The sequence below is a fragment of the Bacillus cereus group sp. MG16 genome (assembly GCF_040459875.1).
Lineage (GTDB): Bacteria > Bacillota > Bacilli > Bacillales > Bacillaceae_G > Bacillus_A > Bacillus_A paranthracis.
This window is the reverse complement of sequence record NZ_JARVHE010000001.1, coordinates 643,758-663,978: the sequence shown is the minus strand read 5'-3', so window position 1 is coordinate 663,978 and position 20,221 is coordinate 643,758. Positions and strand designations below refer to the sequence as shown.

Below are 20,221 nucleotides of genomic sequence, written 5' to 3'. Positions count from 1 at the left end.
GCATGAAGCTATTTTTACGTGATCATTTTGCATTTTTTCTACTGTACATATTAAACTTCGGTATCATCTTCGTTCTTTATGATGCAGTAGATGGATTTCAAAATAATAAATTTTACTTCGTTGTTTTAAGCTTATACTTATTTATTTGTTTCCTCGCTTATCGTTACGTTCGTAATCGTAGAATGTACCATAGATTAAGTGAACAACCAGAAAAAATGGAAGATGCGTTTATTGAAAGAGCAACTGCTCCGATGCCTCACGGTGTAAATGAACTCGTGCGCACGCAGTATCGTCTCTTCCAAAAAGAACTACAATCGTATGAAGTAAAACAACAAGAACATCAATTATTCATTAACCACTGGGTGCATCAAATGAAAACGCCCGTTTCTGTTATGCAGCTGATGGTGCTCGAAATGGAAGATGAACATTTAATTCCGAAATTCAAAAAAGAATTAGAACGTCTAAACCAAGGGCTTGATATGGCTTTATACATGGCAAGGTTAAATAACTTCCATGAAGACTTCCATGTTGAGACGATTTCATTAAAAGATACGGTAACGAAAAACATTAATGGATTAAAAGAACTATTTATCCGAAACGGAGTCTTCCCTGTTTTAGAAGTTCATTCTGATTTACAGGTTGCTTCTGATGCGAAATGGCTAAAATTTATCATCTATCAGTTAATGACAAATGCCGTTCGTTACTCTGGTGAGCGCGGAAAGAAAGTATTCTTATCCGCTTATCGAAACGGAAAAGATATTATTTTAGAAGTTCGTGATGAAGGTGTTGGTATTCCGCAAGAAGATATTCGACGAGTATTCGAACCGTTTTACACTGGGAAAAATGGTCGTACATTCGGAGAATCTACTGGTATGGGACTTTATATCGTAAGTAAAATTTGTGATTATTTAGGTCACTCTGTCAAACTAGATTCTGAAGTTGGGAAAGGAACGACGATTAAAATCATCTTCCACAACGCTGCAAATAAACACTCAGAACATACGGAGAAGGTGACCGAAGCATGATCGTAACATATGCAAGCAAAATGTATGAGAACTCACTCTCATACATTTTTTGCAATAAAACTACTTCTATATCTTCTAACCGGAGGTATAATTTATGACCTTTTGGCAATTTGCATTTAAAAACGTCTCGCGCAACTCGAGAGCTTATTTTGCTTACTTTGTAAGTAGTTCCTTTTCGATTGCCGTTTTCTTTTCATTTGCTGTTTACTTATTCCATCCAAAATTACAAAAATTTGGCACGGTATCTGAAATTTCAGGATTAATGATATTTTCAGAAGTAGTAATTGTATTTTTCTCTTTCTTCTTTTTACTATATTCCATTGGTACTTTTTTAAAAGTTAGAAAAAAACAATTCGGTGTCTTGACCGTTTTAGGAATATCTAGAAAACAATTACACCGTCTCGTCTTCATGGAAAATATGTTAATCGGTATTTTATCTATCTTTTTCGGCATGCAGTTTGGACTTGTCTTCTCGCAATTTTTCTTATTAGTGACAGCAAAAATTACGCACGTACCGGGCATATATTTATACTTGCCTATTAACGCGTTTATTTTAACGACAATCGTCTTCCTTAGTCTTTTTATCGTTGTATCTACATTGACACCGATGCTCATTCGTACAAAAAAAGCGGTACACCTTTTAAAAATAAATAGTAAAAAACGAAAAGAAAGAAAACCGTCCATACTTATTTCTTTATTTGGTGCGATTTGTTTATTTGGTGGCTATGCGTTAGCTGGAAATCCTAAATATTTCGTATCAGTAAGCCCACAAATAGGTGTTATATATATGGTTTCAAGTATTTTCGTCATTCCAACGCTCGTTACAATCGGTACATATTTCTTCTTTTCATAAATTAGTTTCTTACTTATTTATATTTTAAAGAAAAGAAGAAAGTTTTATATGAAACGTATTAATATGCTTTGGATTTCTGATTTAGCAAACCGTATTCGAACGAATATTAATATGCTTTTTATTGTAGCAATGCTATCTACTATCGCTTTCACAATGATTACGTTCCTATATGGGTTCGGAAAATTTATTAAGCTAGACGTTAATCGAACTTCGCCTTTCCCAATTTCTTATTTTTCTTATGATGCGAATCCTTTTGTTACAGAGCATTTAAATTGGCTTGAGCAACAATTAAAAAAAGAGCATTTTCCTTATGAGAAAATAACAGCTGATATATATAAAACACCGCTAGAAGAAGATAAAGGTATAGCTATTTATAATGACGTATACGCAATTAAGCAAAGTGACTATAACAAACTTGCGAATTCTTTACGAATGAAACAACTATTTATAAATGATAACGAGGCATATGTTTTAACGGGGACGTCTTATATCACTATATTCAATGAATTTGAGCAAAGCTATAAAAGAGATTACATTACACTCTCTAGTACAAATACGAAATTAAAAGTAAAAGGCTATGAACATATCAGTGCAATTCCATCTGACTTTTCATATCAAACGATCGTATTGCCTGATATTGTCGTGAACAACTTACCTAACACGGTAAAGCATATATCAGCATATAATTACAAAATTCAAAACTGGGAACAGACATATGAGATTGCTGATAATTTTATAGAAAAAGTGCAAAAAGATCGAAACAAATTCCAGTATGAAGGACCTCTTATTCGATCCTTTGAATCAGCAGGATCGTTATATAGAATAACATCTGGTAGTGCTGCATACTTCTTAATCGGTACATTTTTAGGAGTTATTTTCTTCATTGGTGCTGGTAGTGTTCTTTATTTTAGAATGTATACCGATTTAACGAACGAACAAGAGAAATATATAACGATTTCTAAGATCGGTGTGACAGATAAAGAGATGAAACGATCTGCAACCATTCAGCTTAGTATTTTATTTTTCGTTCCGTACATTATGGCATCCATTCATACAATGTTCGCAACGAAAATGCTACAAGATGTAATTGGCTTATCTTTGTTCAAGGAAGTTTCAGCCGTTCTTATTATTTTTGGATTCGTTGAAATTGTATTTTTCTTATTCATTCGTTCACTTTATATGCAAAAGCTATCACAATATACTAATACACATTAAAAAGGTTATTACATAAAAAAGGTGGGATCTCTTCCCTCCTTTTTCATGCTCATTATATTAGGAGGTTTAGGTGAATGACATTTTGGCAGTTTGCATTTAAAAACGTCTCGCGGAACGCCAGAGCTTATTTCGCCTATTTTGTAAGCAGTGCGTTTTCCATTGCTATTTTTTTCTCATTTGCAGTTTACTTATTTCATCCTAAATTGCATATGACAGACGTAAATTATGCTCTGAACATATTAATGACAATTTCAGAAGTTGTCATTGTATTCTTTTCATTTTTCTTTTTACTATATTCAATCGGTACTTTCTTAAAAGTACGAAAAAAGCAATTTGGGATTTTAACAGTACTTGGCATCTCTCAAAAACAATTAAAACGACTCATATTTATAGAAAATATGTTAATTGGTGTTCTTTCTATATTTTTTGGCATTCAACTTGGACTTGTTTTCTCGCAGTTCTTTTTATTAGTTACCGCCAAGATTACACATGTACCTGGCTTATATTTATATTGGCCTACAAGCGCCATTATTTTAACTATCATCATCTTTCTCGGACTCTTTATTCTCGTATCATCTTTTACACCGATGCTCATTCGTACGAGAAAGGCTGTACGTCTTTTAAAAGAAGGAACAAAACAAAAAGAAAGAAAAGCATCTGTGCTCATCTCTCTATTTGGTGCGATATGTTTAATATCTGGATACGTGCTAGCAGCCAATCCGCTATATTTCATGTCGCTCGGCGACGTAGTTGGGCTTTTGTACGCCGCCACCAGTATATTTCTCATTCCGTCACTTGTTACAGCTGGAACATACTTTTTCTTTTCACAAATTAGTTTTTTACTCATTCGTATATTAAAAACGCGAAGAACATTTTATATGAAGCGAATTAATATGCTTTGGATTTCTGATTTAGCAGCGCGCATTCGGACAAACATTAACATGCTCTTTATTGTAGCGATGCTATCAACACTTGCTTTTACTATGATTACATTCTTATATGGATTTGGTAAATTTATGAAGTTTGATACAGTAAGAGAAAATCCTTTTCCTTTTACATATTTATCACATACTGAAAATACGTTGGCGGATGAACATTTAAACTGGTTAGAACAAAAATTTAATGAAGAGCACTTTACTTATACAAAATTTAAAACGGATATATATGAAGTATCTTCAGCTGAAAATAACACGCAGCTCTATTATGCCATTAAACAAAGTGACTATAATGTACTTGCTAAGGCTTTAAATTGGGAGACACTCACGGTAAATAAGAATGAATCTTATATTCTTATGAAAGACTTAGATGATCAAGTTATTGGAACGCTTCACAATAAAGACAAGAAAAATACTCTTACACTTACGCAAAACAATTTACAACTACAAGTGAAAGAATATAAAAGTTATAATCCATTCCCAAATCGCTTAATATACCAATTGCTCATACTATCTGATGAAAATGTAGAAGCATTATCGACCGTTTCCAAGCAAATGAGTGTATATAACTTCAAAGTTACAGATTGGGAAAAAGCACATAATATCGGTTCATCGTTTATAACAAAAATCCATAACGACAATGCAGCAATTCAAGCAGAGCACCCGCCTTTCCATGCAAGTGAAGCGAGCGATTCTCTATATAAAACAAAACTAAATGTCGCTTCATTTTTCTTAATTGGTACTTTCTTAGGTGTTATTTTCTTTATCGGAGCTGGCAGTGTTCTTTACTTCCGGATGTATACAGATTTAACAAATGAGCAAGAAAAGTATGTAACGATTACGAAAATTGGTTTAACGGAAACTGAAATGAAACATTCAGCGACAATTCAGCTTGCGATTCTTTTCTTCGTGCCTTACATTATGGCATCCATCCATACGATGTTCGCGACAAAGATGTTACAAGAAGTTTTACATCTCTCGTTCTTCGCTGAGATTACAGTCGTACTTATGATTTTTGGAACAGTTGAAATTTTATTTTTCCTTTTAATTCGTTCCTTTTATATGCAAAAATTATCACAACACATTAAGTTTTAAAAGATAGAAAGGTGATTACTATGGAAGAAGTATTACACATAAAAAACGTCTCAAAAGTATATGAGGGAAAAGTCCCTCATACTGCTTTAAAAAATATAAATTTACATGTAAATAAAGGTGAATTCGTTGCGATTATGGGGCCATCTGGAAGTGGTAAATCTACGTTTTTAAACGTTATTTCTACCATTGATTCTCCGACTGCTGGTGATGTCGTGATTAACGGCAAAAAACCGCACACATTTCGTAGAGAGAAGTTAGCTATTTTCCGCCGACAAGAATTGGGGTTTGTTTTCCAAAACTTCAACCTACTAGATACACTAACCATCGGTGAAAATATCGTATTACCTTTAACATTAGATAATATTCCATTAAAAGAAATGGATGAAAAACTTGATAACATTTCAAAAAAGCTTGGAATTGATCATATTTTAGACAAACGTATTTTTGAAGTTTCAGGAGGACAAGCACAGCGTACTGCTGTAGCACGCGCCGTTATTCATCATCCCTCTCTCTTACTAGCTGATGAACCGACAGGGAACCTAGACTCGAAAGCAGCTATTGACGTAATGGAGCTATTTACGAAATTAAACAAAGAAGAAGATGCAACAATTTTAATGGTTACGCACGATCCGTTTGCAGCAAGTTATTGTAACCGTGTTATTTTCATTAAAGATGGAGAGCTTTACAACGAACTGCACCGCGGATTGTACCGTGAGAAGTTTTATCAAGAAATATTAGATGTTTTAGCATTACTAGGAGGAAGACGTGGATGACATTTTGGCAGTTCGCATTTAAAAATGTCTCGCGCAATTCGAAAGCATATTTCGCTTATTTTGTAAGTAGTGCTTTTTCTATCATGGTTTTCTTTTCATTTACTGTATATGCGTATCATCCGCGCTTACAAATTATGAATAAATTGCATGAACAAGATCCGCTCATGAACTTAACCGGAATGGCACAGTTTGTTATCGTTTTGTTCTCGTTCTTCTTTCTCTTATATTCTATTGGGACGTTTTTAAATGTACGAAAACAACAATTTGGCGTTTTAACTGTTCTCGGTATATCTCAAAAACAATTAAAACGCCTTTTGTTTACTGAAAATATGATAATTGGAATGCTTGCTATTTTTGCTGGTATTCAAGGCGGTCTTGTTTTTTCTAACTTTTTCTTACTCGTTACTTCTAAATTAACAAACGCAAAAGGCCTCTATTTATATTGGCCAACAGAAGCTATTATCGTAACAACAATAACTTTTATTATTTTATTTCTTATCGTATCTACGTTTACACCTATGTTTATTCGTACTCGTAAAACAACTCGATTACTTAAAAATAATAAAAAGGAAAAAAGACCGTCTATACTCATCTCATTATTTGCTTTAATTTGTTTAGCACTATGCTATTATATCGCTGGTTATCCGCAAGGCTATATAACAGAAAAAAATGCACAAAATGGATCTGTATTCTTAATTATGCTATCTATTTTACCTCTCGTAGTGGTAGGAACATATTTATTCTTTTCACAAACGTTTCTTCTCTTTATCTTTATTTTGAAGAAGCGCAGAAAGTTTTATATGAAGCAAATAAATATGTTATGGATTTCAGATTTAGCTAACCGGACTCGTAGTAATATTAATGTACTCTTTATCGTTTCTATGCTATCTGCACTTGCATTTACAATTATTATCGGAGTATTTGCTATTAATAGTAATACGAAAGCAATGATATTAGAACGCCGTCCTTTCCCCTTCACATATACGTCTAATGGGGACAATTCACTTGAACAAAAACATATTGCTACAATTGAAACGGAGCTTACAAATGCTAATTTTCAATACAACAAACATAAATCTACATTATTAAAAAATACTGCTTTAAAAGAAGACATTGCTCTTATGAAAATGAGTGATTATAACACGCTTGCGAAACAATTAAAGAGACCAGAAATACATCTGGATTCTACACAAGTTTATATTATTTCTCGCTATTCACCAGAGCTCTTAAATCTTGTATCAAATCCATTTGCAAAACAAAATACAATTACAATTGGATCTAATAAAAAAGAATTTCATATTAAAGGATTTATTAATAAATCCATTGAACCAGCCTTCGTATTCCCTTATTTAATGGTTGTACAAGATGATGTATTCAATAATATGATTCCTCATATTGAAACAACCATAGTGTATAATTACTTCGTTGAAAACTGGGAAAATGCGATTGCTCCTACGAAAAATATATTAAAACATATTGGAAAAGATACAGATACCTTCTATGAGGCGCACAAAGATGCGGAAGGTAATTTTGAACCCCCATTTCATATTTATACAGCTGCCGATGATCTGAAATACAGCAAAGGAAATTCAATTGCTACTTTCTTTATTTGGGCATTTCTCGGTTTTATTTTCTTTATCGGTGCAGCTAGTGTTTTATACTTCCGTATGTATAACGACTTAACAAATGAAAAACAAAAATACATTACGATTACAAAGCTTGGTTTAACAGAATCAGAAATGTTTCGTTCTGCAACGATTCAATTAGGAATTTTATTTTTCGTTCCTTACATCGTTGCTGGTATTCACACATTATTTGCGGTTAAATTTTTACAAACCATGTTCGCTTTTTCTTTACTAAAAGAGTTATTAATTGTACTCACTTTCTTTGGGATTATCGAGATTATTTTCTTCTTCTTAATCCGTTCTCTGTACATTAAAAAGTTATCACAGCATATCAAAATATGAATAAAATGGCCTTGTGCGTATTGCACAAGGCCATTTTCAATAGTTTTTAATTAGCAGCAATATCCGCCGTAGCCGCCACCATAACCGCCGCCTCCGCCGAAGCAGCTAGCACCGATGATGATTAATAAAATAAACAATACGATTAGAAGCGCAAAACCGCCTCCGCAACCATGGTGTCTGCGGTTACAATCATCATGTCTGTGTTCACACTTTTCGCTCATTACTCTATTCCTCCTTTAGTATCATTCATAACAAGTTCACCTTGCTCTAAATGAGGGGATTCCATTTATAGTATGTTTTCAGGGCGAATAGGAAGCTTGGCTTATCTAAAAACGGGCTTGTTTTAGGAATTGGGCTTCATCGATAGGCGAATTAGCCTTTTCAAGATGTAAGCATAAAGCATTTGACATACTTCTAATTTCTTACTAAAATTTAATTGAACGACTAATCAGTTTTTTGATTACACATTCAAATTATATAAATCAGGAGTTGAATAGCGTGACTGATTCTTTTATTGCAGAGGCTAGGCGTGAACAAATTATTCTTGCATGTATTGATACATTAGAAGAAGTTGGATATAACAACTTAAGCTTAACGAAGGTAGCAAAAAAAGCTAAGATTAGCACTGGACTTATTTCTTATCATTTTAACGATAAGCTTTATCTTATGAATCGGACATTACAATTTTTAGTTGAGAAACAACATGAATTTATTAGTAATCGAGTACTATTAGCCCAATCTGAAATAAACAAACTAGAGACTTTTATTGAAGCACATTTGGCTTATCAAGAAACTCATTACAAAAATAATATTGCCTTAATTGAGATTGTCTTTAATGCAAGAAATGAAGAGAATATTCCTTATTACAGAATCGAAGACGAAGAAGATGATGATGCTCTTAGAACGATGTTATTAAATATTTTGAAGACTGGTCAACAAAATGGAGTGTTTTCTAACTCTTTCCGAATTGACACATTGGCTTCATTTATTTTAGGAGCAATTGAAGAAAGAATGCTAAAGGCGAATTCATCGATATCTATAGAAAATTACTCGGATGAGCTCATAAAAATGGTGAAGAAACTCACTATGTAAATGCCCTGATTTTGAAAAATTATATATGAAGAAAGGATGAACTACACATGAAAAAGGCATCTGTCATTGGATTAGGTTTTTTAGAAAAATTACTTGTTATAGTAAGTCCAATCCTTTTAGGCGTTATCGGATATTTTTCACCTAAATTAATAGAGATTATAAAAAAGATTCCCCTCTTTTCTGATTCGAAAATGATAGAACTTTTAAATTTTATTAACCCCTTCTGGCTTCCTATTATCCTCATGCTCATTGGTGTTATTGCAGGAATTTTATTTTCTTTAATTATTTATAGTGAAGCTTTAAAAATGAACATTACTTCGGAAAGCATTCATGTAAATAAGGACGATCAAAAGAAGCAAATTACCAGTTCAAATGTAAAAGCCGTTTTTGTAGATACAGGCCAAGTGGTAATCATTGATCAAGAAGACCGCGAATGGTTACGTGAAAAATCTGATATAAATCCACATAAAATTAAAGATATTTTCTTGCTGCACGGCTTTCCATGGGTGGAACAAGATCCTTATAAGCAAGACTATAGTCTATGGAAATTAGAGGATGAGCGATTTAATAAAAATGTAAATACCATTTTGTATGAAAGACGAAATGCTATCCGAGACGGAAACTCGAAGAAAAAGAAGCACTTACGTAAAGATCTGAATGAGCTAGGAGTCTTTGTCAAAGACGATGGAGAAGATCAGTATGTCCGTTTCATTAAGTAATAGAGCGATAGAAAGCACAAAAAAACGAATAAAGCACGCAGAAAAATTACATTTTCTCTGTGTGCTCTATTCGTTTAAATCGGCTCTTCTAAATAAACATATTCAATAAAAGCGCAAAACCAAATGCAATAAATGATAACAATGTCTCCAGTACCGTCCACGTTTTAAACGTTTCCTTCACCGTCAAACCTAAATACTCTTTTACAAGCCAGAACCCTGCATCATTTACGTGAGAAAACATTAATGAGCCTGCTCCGGTTGCTATAACGAGCAATTCTAAATTCACACCAGACATATGCTGAATAACTGGTGAAACAATCCCTGCTGCTGTCGTTAATGCTACTGTAGCTGAACCTGTTGCGATTCGAATTAATCCAGCTACCATGAAAGCTAACACAATTGGTGATAACGATATATGTTCTGCCATTTGCGCAATCGCTGTTCCAACGCCGCTTTCAATTAATATTTGTTTAAATCCACCGCCTGCACCAATTATTAAAATAATAGAACCGACCGGTAGTAAACTTTCATCTGTTAATTTTTTAATCATCTTTTTATTAATACCTTGTCTGATTCCAAGTAAATAAAATGCTGCAAAACATGAAATAAGTAAGGCAATTACTGGGCTTCCCACAAAGACGAAAAATTCAGTCATCTTTTTCGGTAATGAAATATAAGGTGCAACGACCGATAAAATCATCAATACAACTGGTAATAAAATAATAAAGAATGAAACTTTCCGACTCGGTAAATCAGTTGAGACAGTCGTAACTCGAATAAGCTCTGGTTCATTTTCAGGTATAACCCTTTTATGTACCCACTTTGCAAATATCGGTCCTGCGATAATGGCTGTTGGTAACGCGATAAGTAATGAATATAAAAGTACCTTTCCTAAGTTCGCGTTATAAATACCGATTGCTGTCATCGCCCCTGGATGTGGTGGCACGAGCCCGTGAACAATAGATAACCCAGCAATAACAGGTAAAGCAATTAATAATATGTTTTGCTTCGTTGTTTTTCGAATTGAAATAACAAGTGGTAATAAAATGACAATCCCAACTTCAAAAAAGACGGGAATCCCTATAACAAACCCTGCAAATAACATAGCCCAAGGTAATTTTTTTACGCCGAAAAATCGAATAAAGAAATCTGCAACTTGCATGCCGGCCCCTGAATCAGACATCATTTTCCCTAAAATTGTTCCGAGGGCTAAAATACCAACTAAATGCCCTAGTACACTCCCAACACCAGATTCATAGGCAGTTACTATTTTCGTTAAATTCAGTCCAGACATAATAGCTAAAAATAAACTCGCAACTGTTAAACTAATAAATGCATGCCATTTCCACCATGATACCCCTAAAATAACAATCGCGATTGCAAGTAACGTGACGATTAATAAGTATATATCCATCTCTCATTCCCCTTACTTTATAAAAAAAGAGGGAAAATCCCCTCTTTTTATACGTCATAATTCACTACATAATGCTGCATTTCTGTATTGTAGTAGCCTTCGCTATATTCAATTACTTCGCCAACTTCATCGTAAGAATAACGCATACGTTTTAATAGCGCTGTCCCCTCTTTTTCACCTAATGCTTCTGCAACGAAACTAGGTGCAAGGCCAACAGCGAATTCATCTCTGAAGTTTTCTAAATGAATGCCTCGGTCTTCAACTAAATCATAAAGCGATTGCAAATCAAAATCCGATAAATCTGTACTTGCCATTTTTGCTGAGAAATAGTGCGTATAATGAATGTACGGTGCATCATTTAACGTATATAAACGTTCAATACGAAAACTCTCTTTACCGAATAATCGAAATGGCACTGTTCCTTCTTCATTCTGGACGATTTCTGCTTTTAGCAATTTCTTCTGTACTTTATATCCTTCTTCCACTAACACTTCAGTAAATTTCTTACCCTTTGACAGTTTTGTCGCAGACGTGTTACGGATGACTTTCGTTCCTTTACCGCTTTTCTTTTCTAAATACCCTTCTTGAGCGAGTTCTTTAATCGCATTTCGTACTGTAATTTTACTCACTTTGAACTCTTCTTCTAACTGCGGTTCGGAAGGAATATTCGTATGAATCGCATATACACCATGCAATATTCGATCACGAATAATGTTTTTTATTTGTAAATATAATGGTCCTTTTTTCCTCGTTACGTTCACCGTTACACCCACTACCTTTCTACATCACCTACTGATGCCGTCATTGCCCGAAGTATATCCTTCTCTGATGACATTGGCGTATCACCGACGATTGTATGTGCAAGCATTCCAGCTGCTGACGCAAATGAAACAGCTTTCTCTGGTGCAAACTCTTCTATCTCGCCATGAATAATCCCGCTCGTATAAGCATCTCCAGCACCTATTCTATCATATACAGAAAACGTAAGTGTTTTTGCAAAAATGAACGTACCGTCTTTACATATAAATCCCCGAAGCGAGTGTGTATTATCGCTATTAATAGAGCGATGCGTACCAGCGATTGTAGCGATACTATACGTTTCAGCTACCTTTGGAATAAGATCAACAAGTTGCGCCTCTCGCTCCGTTTCTTCTGTTTTCATTCCTAAAACAAACATTGCATCTTTTTCGTTCATCATTACAATATCAGCTAGCCCTAACATTTCTTCATAATGCGGTTTCGCCTGCTCATATCCGTCTTCTCCCCAAAGTGATGGACGATAATTGCAATCAAAGACGACAGTTCCTCCGTTTTCTTTCACTGCTTTCGCTAAAGATTTCATATGATGACGCACCGTATCATTCATCGCAAGTGTAATCCCGCAAAAATGAACAATATCAATTTCCTTCGCGATTTCTTCAAATTGATACATTTCTTCACATGCTGTATTAAAGCTACTTTCTAATCGATTCGAATATGTAACGCGGCTTGCACGTGCGCCAAATCCATTTTCTAAAAAGTACATGCCGACATATTTACCGCCTCTTGAAACAAGCGAGGTTTGCACGCCTAATTTTTGAATGTAAGATAATGCAGCATCTCCAACCGAGTTTTCCGGTAAAGTAGAAATAAGAAGCCCTTCATGCCCGAGATGAGAAAGTGCTGCAGCAACGTTCACACCTGTACCAGAAAATGAGTATTTTAATGTGTTAGCTTGCGACAACAATTCATATCCTGGTACTTGCAGGCGCATCATTACTTCACCAAATGCTGCAATTTTCTTACGCATATTGATCAACTAACTTCTTCACGACTGCTAATAATTCACGCACATCTTCTACTTTCGTGTTGCCAGTTTCTTTATCAATAATAGAAGAGTACACGTGCGGAATAACTTGCTCTACATTTGCTTCAAGCGCGATACGTAAAATTGTTTCAAAGTTTTCTTTATCAATTCCGCCTGTTGGCTCTAATGCGAATCCTTCTTCCGCACAAGCTTTCGCAACTGCGCGATATTCTTCTTCATGAGCTAGCCCTTTCATTGGGAAGTATTTCAATGAATTTCCGCCCATATCACGTACAAGTGCGATCGCTGTTTTAATTGGAACGATTGCTTTTTCTTCTCCAGCAGCACTAATTGGACCAGTAGAAATATTTACGTACCCTACTTTTCCTGTTGGCGATACTAAACTATTAATCCAGCTATCTTTTCCGCCAAGATTTGCACGTGTCGCTCCAACTGAAGGGAACACTTGATTAATATGGCTACCAGGATAATGTTTCGCAATTTCAGCTACAACTGCTGCTTGGCGATTATCTCCTGCGCCTAGTCCAATTGATACAGCGTCATCAATTTCTTTTCCGTATGCTTTCATCGCTGTAACAGCTTCTTCTACTGTTGGATAGTCTTTTGATAACACTCCCACTACTACATAACCTTCTGCTGCTTCAAAAATATCTTTCGCATTTTCGATATTGTTCGCTAATACATTTAATGCTACGCGGCCTTTATAAAAACGTTTTTGAATGTTTGTCATTTTAGTTTCCCCCTACAATTTCTCTCAATTTTTCTTCAATCACATGTATGTCATCACCTTGAAGTGGACGTGGATCAATATCAAAGAATCCTTGTCTTACTCCGTAATCACGTGTATAAATCGCGATTTCCCCTTCGCGTAATGCTGTCACAACGTCTTTTGCCGATTTATTTAACTCTTTTTCGTTAATATGAATACGGGCTCTAAAGATTGCTCTTCCCGCTTCATCTTGAACAATCGTTACATTTACACCGTTTAATTCCTTTAGCGGCATAAGTACTTGTAACAACTCTTTTTCTTGCTCACTCTTATCTTCTTTTACTCCGTACTCATCAAGCGCTTGAAGTAAGCCAAATGTTGTTTCTTTCCCAACTTTCATACTTCTTCCGATGCAATGTAATTGCACTTTCAGCCACTCAATATATTTTCGTTTCCCGCCAACAATACCAGAAGTAGGCCCTTCAATTGCTTTTGAACCGCTATAAATGGCAAGGTCTGAATACTTCACATATTTTTGAATATCTTCTTCAGCTGCCGCATCGACGATAAGTGGTACATTATTTCGCTGCGCAACTTCCCATGCTTCTTCAACAGAAATCATATTTTTTTGCACGGCATGATGTGATTTTACATACAGAATTGCTGCTGTATTTTCACCAATTGCATCTTCAATATGCTCTGCTTTCCCTTCATTTGCGTAGCCAACTTCTACAAGTTTTCCTCCGCCTAAGTAAATCATCGTTTCAACAGGAGCACCGTATTGAACGTTATGACCTTTTAACATAATCACTTCGTTTTTCGCGATGACCTCTTGATGAAGTCTTTCACTTTTACGGCGATTTCCTTCTGTCACAATTGCTGCGATAGAAAGCGCAATTCCGCTCGATGCTGAATTCACAACAACCGCTGCCTCTGCATCTAGAATTCTCGCAATATGATCCCCTGCTTTATCTACTAAATCAGCAATTTCCACATAATTTTGTCCCCCATGTTTCATTGCATCCATAACTGTATCTGTCGGAGCGGATACACCTAAAATACTCATTCTACCGCTCGCATTTATTACTCTTTTTAATCCGTACTTAGCATTCAATGAATGACCCATTGACTACAACCCCTTTCGTATCAATTCTTCTTTCAGCAATGCGCTGATCCCCTTCTGAATCTATTAACGTAATCTTCTCATCTTTCACCGTAAATAAAGTTAAATTTGCAATATCTCCTTCTTGAATACGGCCAAGCTCAGGTTTCTTAAGCCATTCTGCCGCATGTTTCGTCACCGCATCAATCACTTCTTCTAGCGGATAACCTAAGTAAAGGAATTTCGAAAGAACATGAGCCATACTATACACTGGACCGTGCACGCGATTCTTCCGGTAAATATCTGTACTAATTGTATTAAAGGCAATATCGTGACGCTTTGCTGCCTCTGCTACTTTAAAAGAAAAACTAGCATTACCATGCCCAACATCTAAATGAACGCCGCGATTCACTGCATCTAGTAACACAGGTAGCGGTTTACCTTCTTCATCAAACAAATTATTTTCTTTCCCGTTTAAGTAATGTGTAATAACATCATCTTTTTCTAAAAGAGGTACAACTTCCTCAATGCGAGGAGGCGCCGAACCGATATGTACCATAATCGGTAATGATGTTTCACGGGATAAAGAGCGCGCTACATGCAGCGGTTCAATTCCACTATCACAAACGACGCTTTTACTCATTCTCGCCTTTAACCCAACGATTACATCTTTATACTTTTCTACTGCTTCTATTACTTTCTCTTTATCGATCCATTCCATATTGGATAATTCATCAATTCGTTTCAAACCGATGCGAGAAATATTTAAAAAGGCAAATAAATTCGTTTTCGCCTGCTCTCTACTTTTTACTAAATCTGCAATGCGATCAGCACCGCAGCTACCTGCATCAACAATTGTCGTTACCCCTTGCTTAACGCCAATTTCATCCACCTCATCGCCATACGGATCAAACTCTGGAAAAGCATGAACGTGCAAATCAATCCAACCACTCGATACGTAAGTACCTGAGTAATCAAGAACCTTTCCACCCTCGCCAGCACCAGCTTTCGTCACCTGTGCGATTTTATTATTTTCAATTACAATGTCAATCTCTTCCCCGTTCACACGTTTCACATTACGTAGTACGAATCGTTCTGTCATTGTACTTCCACCCTTTTCTATAAGAAGCCATAAGAATACGCTTACATTAAAGTTTCATTTTATATCTCTTTCACACGTTTAGCGTAACACAAAAAAAGGGAGAAGTAAATATAACGTTATAATGTTTAATTTTATATTACTTTCTTCTCTACTTTTAAAATGAGAGTTTTCATTACATATTCGGACAACCTATAAGTAGGAGGGATATTCTTGAGATTTCGAATTTTATTATTTATAACCTTAGTCACTTTGTATGTACCAACAACGGTTAGCGCAGCCCCTCCATCACTCACGGCTGCATTTATCCGGGATCATCAGCTATGGATAAAGAAAGGAAATCAAGAAATACAAATCACAAAGAATCGATATGTGTATTCTCCAAAATGGTCTTATGATGGTAGGTTTATTGGTTATATTGATAGTGATGAAAAGGGTAAAAAATCTAACCTATTCATCTATGATACGAAGGGGAAAATAAACTATCAGCCTTATGTAAGAGTCGTAACATCTGACTTTAAGTGGTCGCCAAACAAAAATCAATTGGCTTACACTGATCAAGGTTTATTAAACGTTACAAAAATAAAAAATGGTCGCCCGCACGGTTTTGAAAATGTATCACTTGGGGTTAGTGATTTCGAATGGTTCCCGAACGGAAAGGAATTTATCGTTTCCTCACAATCCTGCTTACGTCCGACTGGATGGGACAAGGTTCTACTTTATAAAATTCCAGTCGATGCAAATCTTGCTAAAGATAAAATAAAGCCTTTTTATACGATTCAAACAAATGAGACTGATTTATTTGCGGTGCATGCTAACTATTTCAAGTGGAGTTCTGATGGAAAGTGGATTAGTTTTTTGGCCAGTCCTACTGCCTCCTTGGCAATGGATAGCAATACATTATGTGTTATCTCATCAAAAGGGACACACTTTCGAACGCTTGGTAACATGCTATGGTTCAAAGACTGGATGAAGTGGGCTCCATCAGCCAATCAACTGGCCTATATTTCAGGAGAAGGAAGGTTTTTTGTAGAAAATAAAAAACTCACAATTGCAGACATGGTAACAGCAAAACAACAAAAGGAATACACACCTATAGGTTATGTAGACCTTGATTTAGAATGGCTTTCACCAAACAAAGTCGTTGTGGCTCGCGCAAAAGAAAACAAGGCATGGAAAGAAGGTCCTGTTCCGACGCTGTTTACAACACTTTATATGATTAATATAAAAACAGAAGAACAGCGACAAATCTCATTCCCAAAACAGAATGAACGTGATGAAGACCCTCAAGTTATTGGACCTTATCTTACTTGGCTTCGCAAGAAAACAAATGTATATAAAGGCGATGTCTGGATGAAGGATAGCTTCCATAGTCAGGAGTATATATGGCTGAAAAATGTTGATGAAGCTCCGACTTTTTTACTCTGAATAAACGTCATTGAAAATGTACGAATTACAATCCTCGTCATATAAAGGTTACTTCTTCTATTATTTAGGAATGTACTTGTTCCTCTATTTTGATTCTCCCACGATAGAGCACTATTATGGGAGAATCAAGATTATCTATTCCTGAACCGTCACAATAACCCCGTCCACATTGTTCCCCGAAATGTCATACTGCTTATTCACCGGAATATCCACTTTCCTATTCCCCGAAACTTTATAATAAGAAACCGTATATTTCTTACCTTCCACATCCGTTGTGATTTCTTTTTTCTCTTTTAGGAAGTCTAAGTATTCCTCTAATGTAATTTTCTCCTTTTGCATAATGGCACTATGCGGTAAGCCGACATAACGAATATGCCATGGTTCATATTGAATGCCTGTAATATGACTTTTATTCTTCGGATAACGTAATACAAAACCGTGCTTCCATACATTCTCTGCAACCCACTTACCTTCAGGCGCTTTCTCCATTTTCTTTTGCGTTGATCCAACGTCCAGTGATAATCCTAAATTATGTTCACTGTATCCTGCTGGGAGTGCGTAATCAGATCCCATTTCTTTATATAATTTACTTTGCTCTTTAAAATCTCGATACCCACTACTCATTAAAAAATGCTGTACTCCGTCTTTTCCAGCCGCATCGACCACGTTCAAAAACTTTTTTACAACTCCTTTTGATAAGCGAAGGTTTCTATCAAATATTACATAGCCCCTTACTAATTCACTATTATGATTTACATTTATAATATCGGACCTAATACTATCTTTTTTTACTGGGTAATCTTTGTTAACTAATAATAAATCCCCTTTATAAATTTCTTCTTTTGTAATCTCCACCTTTTCCATATTTCCAGCCTTTACTGCACTATTTTCCCCGCCGATTTTCACATCAATTTCCTTTTGAAACAACGGTGATATATAAACGCCTACACAGATTGTGCATGCGATAAAAAAAGAAATAAATACCCACTTTTTCATATCTAGTTCCTCCTTAACGTAACTTACGTATAGAATAGAAAAAACTATTAAAATAAAAAGTGGGGTAAAGTTTAAATTTTTATTAAATTGTTACGTTCTCGTCTTTTGGCAATCGCACTTCAAACATTGTTCTAACTACATTACTTTCAGCAGAAATCGTACCATTATGCTGTTCAACAATATTTTTCGCAATAAACAGTCCAAGGCCTGTCCCGCCACGTTTCTCAGTTCTCGATTTATCACCTATATAAAACATATCAAAAAGATACGGTAAATCTTCTTCTGGAATGCTATCTCCGTAATTCATAACTTGTACGACAACTTCTTCATTATCGATATACCCATTCAGATCAACAAATTGCCCATCGTATCCGTAGCGAACGGCATTTGTTAACAAGTTTTCAAATACTCTAGCTAACAATTTTCCATCACCGTTAATCGGCAAATGCGGATCAATATTCAATCTAGCTTCTAAATGATGTTTCTCTAATAACGGATACAATTCCTCATCTAACTGTATAAGTAGCTCACTTATATCAATCGGCTTTTTATCCAGCTTTAGCATGCCATAATTCATACGTGTAATTTCAAATAACTCATCAATTAAACTTTCGAGCCTTTGTGATTTCGTATATGCGATCGTGGAAAAATGTTTAATTTGTTCTTTTGTTAAATTCTCATCTTTAAGAATTAAATCTAAATACCCTAACACGGATGTTAATGGTGTCCTTAAATCATGGGCTAAATTCACAACAAGCTGGTCTTTACTACTTTCAGCAAAGTCTCCTCTTTCCACAGCTTCTTTTAACTTTTCACTCGCAACATTTATTTCACGCGCAATATCTCCAAACTCATCATTTGATGAAACTTGAACTCTATTCGTAAAATTACCGTTCGCAAGATGATGAATCCCGTTAGAAATCTCACTAAAATACTTTAAATACGGTTTTGTCAAAAAGAAGAAAAAGATAATAGATAACGGGATAAAGAAAATTAAAAAGAAGTTAATGTCTCCAAATTCCCTTACGATTGACCTAAATTGTGCTAAAGGCTCTTCATAGCGAACCATCGTTTTATAATACAACTGCAATCCTTTATAAATTATATAAGTTACAGTTGCAGCGAGCACCATACTTAACGCAAATAAGGCAATCATTTTAAATCGAAAGCTTTTCATCATGTTATCCATTGAAAGTATACCCTACTCCCCACACTGTTTTTATTAGCTTATCTTTTCTTTTATCTTCCCCAAGTTTTTTCCGCAACGTACGAATATGTACCATAACTGTATTTCCGCCTTCATAATAATCATCTGCCCATACTTGCTGAAAAATATTTTCCACATTGTATACTTTCTTCGGGTGACTCGCTAATAAATATAAAATATCAAACTCTTTCGGTGTTAATTCAACTTGTTCTCCGTACACATTTACTGTTCTTCGCTCAGGATCAATCACAACTCCGCCTATCGCTAAAGCAGATTTATTCTCCGCTACTTTCGGCTGATTTAACGTAAGAAACCTACGTAATTGTGCATTTACACGTGCAACTAATTCAATCGGTGTAAAAGGTTTCGTCATATAATCATCTGCGCCTAGCACAAGACCTGTCACCTTATCAAAATCAGACGTTTTCGCACTTAAGAAAATGATTGGCATATGGTGCTTCGCGCGAATTTGACGCGTCACTTCATACCCATCCATTTTCGGCATCATAATATCTAAAACTACTAAGTCGATTGGCTGCGTTTCAATAATATGAACTGCCTCTTCCCCGTCAGCTGCCTTCACGACGTGGTACCCTTCTTTTTCTAAATGTATCTCAATTAAATCAGCAATTTCTGCCTCATCATCCGCTATTAAAATTGAAATGCGCTTCATCTTACTCCCCCTTTACCCCGCTATTTGCAGGCAGTAAGACTCCCACCTCAAAATTCGGGTGAATCAAAGAAGTTAGGTGGAAGATCAACTGCCCATAAAAGCCCGATTGGTG

The 20,221-nt window shown here is 35.5% G+C and carries 16 protein-coding genes and 2 pseudogenes; 8 read left to right on the top strand and 10 right to left on the bottom strand.

Going from position 1 to position 20,221, the window contains the following annotated elements:
- Positions 1 to 2 precede the first annotated feature (2 nt).
- The 5 genes and pseudogenes from QCI73_RS03345 (at position 3) to QCI73_RS03325 (ending at position 7,863) form a co-directional block, all read left to right on the top strand.
- On the top strand, positions 3 to 1,025 hold the full coding sequence (locus tag QCI73_RS03345; RefSeq protein WP_353822494.1) for a sensor histidine kinase: 1,023 nt from the start codon (positions 3 to 5) through the stop codon (positions 1,023 to 1,025).
- A 94-nt stretch (positions 1,026 to 1,119) separates the two neighbouring features.
- Positions 1,120 to 3,093, top strand: a pseudogene (locus tag QCI73_RS03340) (FtsX-like permease family protein).
- A gap of 74 nt (positions 3,094 to 3,167) precedes the next feature.
- The gene (locus QCI73_RS03335; RefSeq protein WP_327922265.1) at positions 3,168 to 5,123 is read left to right on the top strand and encodes an ABC transporter permease; all 1,956 of its coding nucleotides are present in this window, start codon (positions 3,168 to 3,170) and stop codon (positions 5,121 to 5,123) included.
- A gap of 20 nt (positions 5,124 to 5,143) precedes the next feature.
- Positions 5,144 to 5,896: an ABC transporter ATP-binding protein gene (locus tag QCI73_RS03330; RefSeq protein ID WP_353822493.1), complete on the top strand. Its 753-nt coding sequence runs from the start codon at positions 5,144 to 5,146 to the stop codon at positions 5,894 to 5,896.
- Positions 5,893 to 7,863, top strand: a complete 1,971-nt coding sequence (locus tag QCI73_RS03325) for an ABC transporter permease (protein ID WP_353822492.1) — start codon at positions 5,893 to 5,895, stop codon at positions 7,861 to 7,863. The genes QCI73_RS03330 and QCI73_RS03325 overlap by 4 nt, the downstream gene beginning before the upstream one ends.
- 50 nt (positions 7,864 to 7,913) lie before the next feature.
- Here the strand turns inward: QCI73_RS03325 and QCI73_RS03320 are convergent, their stop codons facing one another.
- Positions 7,914 to 8,084, bottom strand: coding sequence for a YjcZ family sporulation protein (locus QCI73_RS03320; protein WP_353822491.1), 171 nt, complete (start codon positions 8,082 to 8,084; stop codon positions 7,914 to 7,916).
- 277 nt (positions 8,085 to 8,361) lie between these two features.
- Here QCI73_RS03320 and QCI73_RS03315 point away from each other — a divergent pair, with 277 nt between their 5' ends.
- The gene (locus QCI73_RS03315; protein ID WP_353822490.1) at positions 8,362 to 8,955 is read left to right on the top strand and encodes a TetR/AcrR family transcriptional regulator; all 594 of its coding nucleotides are present in this window, start codon (positions 8,362 to 8,364) and stop codon (positions 8,953 to 8,955) included.
- Between the two features lie 47 nt (positions 8,956 to 9,002).
- Entirely contained in the window at positions 9,003 to 9,674 is a 672-nt protein-coding gene (locus QCI73_RS03310) for a YqeB family protein (protein ID WP_014893450.1), read from the top strand.
- Positions 9,675 to 9,762: 88 nt separating this feature from the next.
- Here the strand turns inward: QCI73_RS03310 and gntP are convergent, their stop codons facing one another.
- From gntP to QCI73_RS03280, 6 genes are read right to left on the bottom strand one after another with little or no spacing between them, the layout of a single operon-like run.
- Positions 9,763 to 11,088, bottom strand: a complete 1,326-nt coding sequence (gene gntP, locus QCI73_RS03305; RefSeq protein WP_353822489.1) for a gluconate permease GntP — start codon at positions 11,086 to 11,088, stop codon at positions 9,763 to 9,765.
- Between the two features lie 47 nt (positions 11,089 to 11,135).
- Positions 11,136 to 11,861, bottom strand: coding sequence for a GntR family transcriptional regulator (locus QCI73_RS03300; RefSeq protein ID WP_000539282.1), 726 nt, complete (start codon positions 11,859 to 11,861; stop codon positions 11,136 to 11,138).
- A complete protein-coding gene (locus QCI73_RS03295; RefSeq protein ID WP_327922262.1) occupies positions 11,861 to 12,877 on the bottom strand; it encodes a sugar kinase in 1,017 nt (338 codons plus the stop codon). Before QCI73_RS03295 ends, QCI73_RS03300 begins: the two co-directional genes overlap by 1 nt.
- Positions 12,870 to 13,625 carry a 2-dehydro-3-deoxy-phosphogluconate aldolase gene (gene dagF, locus QCI73_RS03290; RefSeq protein ID WP_000181911.1) on the bottom strand — a complete coding sequence of 252 codons (756 nt, stop codon included), beginning with the start codon at positions 13,623 to 13,625 and terminating at the stop codon, positions 12,870 to 12,872. The genes QCI73_RS03295 and dagF overlap by 8 nt, the downstream gene beginning before the upstream one ends.
- 1 nt (position 13,626) lies before the next feature.
- Positions 13,627 to 14,730, bottom strand: coding sequence for a DgaE family pyridoxal phosphate-dependent ammonia lyase (locus QCI73_RS03285; protein WP_000510086.1), 1,104 nt, complete (start codon positions 14,728 to 14,730; stop codon positions 13,627 to 13,629).
- The gene (locus QCI73_RS03280) at positions 14,708 to 15,808 is read right to left on the bottom strand and encodes an amidohydrolase/deacetylase family metallohydrolase (RefSeq protein WP_048557005.1); all 1,101 of its coding nucleotides are present in this window, start codon (positions 15,806 to 15,808) and stop codon (positions 14,708 to 14,710) included. Before QCI73_RS03280 ends, QCI73_RS03285 begins: the two co-directional genes overlap by 23 nt.
- A 210-nt stretch (positions 15,809 to 16,018) precedes the next feature.
- On the opposite strand from QCI73_RS03280, the pseudogene QCI73_RS03275 reads away from it, so the two are divergent.
- Positions 16,019 to 17,247: pseudogene (locus tag QCI73_RS03275) on the top strand (translocation protein TolB).
- Positions 17,248 to 17,368: 121 nt separating this feature from the next.
- Here QCI73_RS03275 and QCI73_RS03270 read toward each other — a convergent pair.
- The 3 genes from QCI73_RS03270 to QCI73_RS03260 all read right to left on the bottom strand — a co-directional run bounded on the left by QCI73_RS03270 (position 17,369) and on the right by QCI73_RS03260 (position 20,109).
- Entirely contained in the window at positions 17,369 to 18,229 is an 861-nt protein-coding gene (locus tag QCI73_RS03270) for a M15 family metallopeptidase (RefSeq protein ID WP_327922260.1), read from the bottom strand.
- Between the two features lie 82 nt (positions 18,230 to 18,311).
- Positions 18,312 to 19,418, bottom strand: a complete 1,107-nt coding sequence (locus tag QCI73_RS03265; RefSeq protein ID WP_200730838.1) for a HAMP domain-containing sensor histidine kinase — start codon at positions 19,416 to 19,418, stop codon at positions 18,312 to 18,314.
- The gene (locus QCI73_RS03260; protein WP_200730837.1) at positions 19,411 to 20,109 is read right to left on the bottom strand and encodes a response regulator transcription factor; all 699 of its coding nucleotides are present in this window, start codon (positions 20,107 to 20,109) and stop codon (positions 19,411 to 19,413) included. The genes QCI73_RS03265 and QCI73_RS03260 overlap by 8 nt, the downstream gene beginning before the upstream one ends.
- Between the last annotated feature and the right edge of the window lie 112 nt (positions 20,110 to 20,221).

Bases quoted from the DNA above. Each gene is read 5' to 3' on its own strand.
- QCI73_RS03265 (WP_200730838.1), bottom strand. From the start codon at position 19,418: ATGGATAACATGATGAAAAGCTTTCGATTTAAAATGATTGCCTTATTT.
- gntP (WP_353822489.1), bottom strand. From the start codon at position 11,088: ATGGATATATACTTATTAATCGTCACGTTACTTGCAATCGCGATTGTT.
- QCI73_RS03320 (WP_353822491.1), bottom strand. From the start codon at position 8,084: ATGAGCGAAAAGTGTGAACACAGACATGATGATTGTAACCGCAGACAC.
- QCI73_RS03345 (WP_353822494.1), top strand. From the start codon at position 3: ATGAAGCTATTTTTACGTGATCATTTTGCATTTTTTCTACTGTACATA.
- QCI73_RS03295 (WP_327922262.1), bottom strand. From the start codon at position 12,877: ATGCGTAAGAAAATTGCAGCATTTGGTGAAGTAATGATGCGCCTGCAA.
- QCI73_RS03325 (WP_353822492.1), top strand. From the start codon at position 5,893: ATGACATTTTGGCAGTTCGCATTTAAAAATGTCTCGCGCAATTCGAAA.
- QCI73_RS03335 (WP_327922265.1), top strand. From the start codon at position 3,168: ATGACATTTTGGCAGTTTGCATTTAAAAACGTCTCGCGGAACGCCAGA.
- QCI73_RS03260 (WP_200730837.1), bottom strand. From the start codon at position 20,109: ATGAAGCGCATTTCAATTTTAATAGCGGATGATGAGGCAGAAATTGCT.
- QCI73_RS03330 (WP_353822493.1), top strand. From the start codon at position 5,144: ATGGAAGAAGTATTACACATAAAAAACGTCTCAAAAGTATATGAGGGA.
- QCI73_RS03280 (WP_048557005.1), bottom strand. From the start codon at position 15,808: ATGACAGAACGATTCGTACTACGTAATGTGAAACGTGTGAACGGGGAA.
- QCI73_RS03270 (WP_327922260.1), bottom strand. From the start codon at position 18,229: ATGAAAAAGTGGGTATTTATTTCTTTTTTTATCGCATGCACAATCTGT.
- QCI73_RS03285 (WP_000510086.1), bottom strand. From the start codon at position 14,730: ATGGGTCATTCATTGAATGCTAAGTACGGATTAAAAAGAGTAATAAAT.
- dagF (WP_000181911.1), bottom strand. From the start codon at position 13,625: ATGACAAACATTCAAAAACGTTTTTATAAAGGCCGCGTAGCATTAAAT.
- QCI73_RS03310 (WP_014893450.1), top strand. From the start codon at position 9,003: ATGAAAAAGGCATCTGTCATTGGATTAGGTTTTTTAGAAAAATTACTT.